At 62.3% G+C, this 2,215-nt stretch carries 3 protein-coding genes; all 3 read left to right on the top strand.

All coding sequences use genetic code 11. The features are described 5' to 3' along the window. Nucleotides 1-183 precede the first annotated feature (183 nt). Nucleotides 184-447 carry a hypothetical protein gene (locus VEJ16_04170; GenBank protein HYB08843.1) on the top strand — a complete coding sequence of 88 codons (264 nt, stop codon included), beginning with the start codon at nt 184-186 and terminating at the stop codon, nt 445-447. Nucleotides 448-606: 159 nt separating this feature from the next. Then, nucleotides 607-852 carry a hypothetical protein gene (locus VEJ16_04175; protein ID HYB08844.1) on the top strand — a complete coding sequence of 82 codons (246 nt, stop codon included), beginning with the start codon at nt 607-609 and terminating at the stop codon, nt 850-852. Nucleotides 853-1,131: 279 nt separating this feature from the next. Beyond that, a partial coding sequence (locus tag VEJ16_04180; protein HYB08845.1) for a hypothetical protein occupies nt 1,132-2,215 on the top strand: 1,084 nt, incomplete at its 3' end.

Genomic DNA, 2,215 nt, shown 5'->3' on the forward strand with positions numbered 1-2,215 from the left:
CCGCACTCGGTAAAGCCAGACCCACAGGAGCCGGTCGGCGGAAAGGAGCCCCGAAGTCGGTGAGGGCGTTGCCGGCGCAAGACGATCACCTGATGTCGCAATGCGACAAGCTCGAGCTCCAGTGACGCTCGGCTTCGAAAACGGAACGAGAGGAGAGAGACGAGAGCGAACAGGATCGTAACCATGCCACCCGAGGCTATGGGGACGGTTCGAGGAAATGGGGGTTTTCTCGATGTTTCGACAATTTTGAGCAAGGACAGCGAAGATCTCTTCATCCTCTTCGAACCAGACATCCATCTGGTCCCAGAAAAAGGTAAGGTGGCCCTCTGCTCCGGCTCGATCGCCGAAAGGCTTGATGTAAGTGCGAGCGGCATTCTGCGCCACGCGATCGCTTACAACGACGCGCCAACAAACAGTGCCCGCGCCTTGCCGCAACTCGTCTTTTAAGACGCTCCGGACATCCGCAATTGGGAACCAATATGCCGGCGGCCGCTTCGTTCCATAGACGAGAAGAACGCGCTCGCTGCCGGCGATCAACTTGCCGCCAAAGGACGTGCGGATCCGGCTGCGTTCGATGTGCATCCCTCCTTCAGCCTGGCCCGCTCCATGGCAGATGGAACGAGGGGCCGCGAGAGTGTCTCGGTCATCTCGACGTTCCTTATCTTTGCGACAGAAATTGACGAGCTTTGCGTTGGTGACCTCATCGAGGCTGTCGCCAGCGAGAGCGAAAACGACGTCGCAACGGTGCTGCTGGGCCAGGGCGAGGGCTACGTCGACAACATCCCGGGGCACCGGGGCTGGGCGGGAACGTGCGTGTCGAATGCCACTCGAGGATCGCTCGATCGAGGATAGACATCGTCTCTCCCTTTCGTGGCTTGAGCATGTTTTTCGTCGGCTGACCCGCAGCCCAAGTTACCGCCTTCGAAAAGCCGACGTAAATGCAGGAGGACGGTTCACTTTCGATCGACCGCAATGAGACCACGCAGGGGCACGGACTGTTGTGCAACGGGTGGTGTTCTACCGGTCCGCTTCCGAGCCAGGGCAGCGCACGTTCGCATGACCGCAAAATCATGGTCTGGAAAACGCAGGCTCTGTGTGCCACGATGAGGCCGAGATAATCGGAGGTGTGCCATGAGCCAGCTCGACGTCGCCGACAGCACCGTTGCGGCGGACACTGAGAGAGCGTCGTCCGCCTATGTGCCGCCGCTCCAGCGCACAGAGGGGCAGCCGCCGCCCATAGCGGCGAACGGTGGCCTATCCTACATGTCGTTCGACCGGAAGGGCGATGCGGGAACCGCCGCGGCGCTGGAGGACGCACTCACCCAGATCGCTGAGGGCGAGGGCCAGCGAGTTACTGACATGATCGACAATGCGCCACCGGGCCCGATCGAGACCCGGTGGGGCCTCGGGTTCCGCGACTACGACGAGTGCATGGACTACATACGCACGAAGGGCATCAAGGCCCCCGAAGGGGGCCTGGCGCTGCCGCTGCCCTATACTGTCTACGAGCGGCCGACCTACTCCGTCGTCCCGTCCAACGCTCTCTGGCGAGACCCGGCGCGCGCCGACGTCGCGGCGATCCTGCGCAAGAACGAGGAGGACAACCGGCGGCGGCACCTCTATTTCCCGCAGGTGATGCGCGACGCGCGGCGCATCGGCGAGTACTACCCGGGCCTCTCGCCCAACAGCCCCGAATGCATGGACCGGCTCGGTGTCTCGCTGGCGTACCTGGAGTCCGCGTGCTCGAACTTCTACGATTCGGCGGAGGTGGAGCGCGTGTTCTACCCAGAGATCGAGAAGCTCCTCCTCGAGTTCTTCCCGGACGCGACTGATGCACTGGTCTACAACCACGACGTCTTCGACAAGGACTACGCGGGCGACCGCACGGAAGACCAGGACAACAAGAACCCGGGTGTGAACGCCCGTTACGCCCACCTCGTGCACAACGACCTCAACGACAACAGCGGCCGCGTGCGCTGCCGCGAACTGCTCACCAGGAACTTGCGGAACTTCGGGCGCGCGCAGCACTACACGGAAGAAGAGGCCGACAGGAAGATGTCGCGGCGATTCGTGTCGATCAATCTCGCCAAGCCGATGGAGACAGTCGAGCAGTTTCCCTTCGTGCTCTGCGCCTGGCCCTCCTTCGCCGACCAAGCGTACATCACCAATTACCGAATCTACGACGACCGCGTCGGCGAGACCACCCGCTTCACCT

This window comes from Alphaproteobacteria bacterium (assembly GCA_035625915.1).
GTDB lineage: Bacteria > Pseudomonadota > Alphaproteobacteria > JACZXZ01 > JACZXZ01 > DATDHA01.

Excerpts from the sequence above, each read along its gene's own strand:
- VEJ16_04170 (HYB08843.1), top strand. The coding sequence starts at position 184 with ATGCCACCCGAGGCTATGGGGACGGTTCGAGGAAATGGGGGTTTTCTC.
- VEJ16_04175 (HYB08844.1), top strand. The coding sequence starts at position 607 with ATGGCAGATGGAACGAGGGGCCGCGAGAGTGTCTCGGTCATCTCGACG.